Source organism: Mesorhizobium mediterraneum (assembly GCF_002284565.1).
Lineage (GTDB): Bacteria > Pseudomonadota > Alphaproteobacteria > Rhizobiales > Rhizobiaceae > Mesorhizobium > Mesorhizobium mediterraneum.
Window position 1 is genome coordinate 1 of the sequence record NZ_NPKI01000040.1, and the last position, 1,460, is coordinate 1,460.

Below are 1,460 nucleotides of genomic sequence, written 5' to 3' on the forward strand. Positions count from 1 at the left end.
TCCTGGAGAGCCGTGCGCACGACCTTGACCGGATCGACGATACCCATGGCGATCATGTCGCCATATTCGCCGGTCTGGGCGTTGAAGCCGAAGGTCGGGCCCTTGTTCTCGAGGATCTTGCCGGCAACGATCGATGCTTCCGCACCGGCGTTGGCCGCGATCTGGCGGGCCGGAGCCTGCAGCGCGCGACGCACGATGGCGATGCCCGCGGTCTGGTCGGAGTTGGCGCCGGTCGCCTTGATGCTCAGCGAAGCGCGCAGGAGTGCGACGCCGCCGCCGGGAACGATGCCTTCTTCGACGGCCGCGCGGGTCGCGTTGAGGGCGTCATCGACGCGGTCCTTCTTTTCCTTGACTTCGATCTCGGTCGCACCGCCGACGCGGATGACGGCAACGCCGCCCGCCAGCTTGGCGAGACGTTCCTGCAGCTTCTCCTTGTCGTAGTCCGAGGTGGTCTCCTCGATCTGCTGCTTGATCTGGGCGACGCGGCCCTGGATCTCGGCCTTCTTGCCGGCACCGTCGACGATGGTGGTGTTCTCCTTGGAGATCGACACCTTCTTGGCGCGGCCGAGCATGTTGAGGCCGACATTCTCAAGCTTGATGCCGAGGTCTTCGGAAATGACCTGGCCACCGGTGAGGATGGCGATGTCTTCCAGCATGGCCTTGCGGCGATCACCGAAGCCCGGCGCCTTGACGGCGGCGATCTTCAGGCCGCCACGCAGCTTGTTGACGACGAGCGTGGCCAGAGCCTCGCCTTCGACGTCTTCCGAGATGATGACCAGCGGCTTCGAGGTCTGCACGACAGCCTCGAGGATCGGCAGCATGGCCTGCAGGTTGGAGAGCTTCTTCTCGTGGAGAAGGATGTAAGCGTCTTCCAGGTCCGCGACCATCTTGTCGGCGTTGGTTACGAAGTAGGGCGAGAGATAGCCGCGGTCGAACTGCATGCCTTCGACGACTTCGAGTTCGGTCTCGGCGGTCTTGGCTTCCTCGACCGTGATGACGCCCTCATTGCCGACCTTCTGCATCGCTTCGGCGATCATCGAGCCAACCGAAGCATCGCCATTGCCGGCGATGGTGCCGACCTGAGCAACTTCTTCCGAGGTCTTGATCTTCTTGGCGTTCTTGATCAGCGTCGCGACGACGTCGGCAACGGCGAGGTCGATGCCGCGCTTCAGGTCCATCGGGTTCATGCCGGCGGCAACCGCCTTGTGGCCTTCCTGGACGATCGACTGCGCCAGAACGGTCGCGGTCGTGGTGCCGTCGCCGGCGATGTCGTTGGTCTTCGAAGCAACTTCGCGGACCATCTGCGCGCCCATGTTCTCGAACTTGTCTTCAAGCTCGATTTCCTTGGCGACGGTGACGCCGTCCTTGGTGATGCGCGGTGCGCCGAACGACTTGTCGATGACGACGTTGCGGCCCTTGGGGCCGAGCGTGACCTTCACTGCGTCGGCGAGGATGTTGAC

1 protein-coding gene is annotated in these 1,460 nt (G+C 63.5%); it reads right to left on the reverse strand.

From position 1 onward, the window contains the following. Positions 1-1,460 (reverse strand): chaperonin GroEL (gene groL / locus CIT25_RS28685; protein WP_095488564.1); only part of this gene is annotated, 1,460 nt, incomplete at both ends.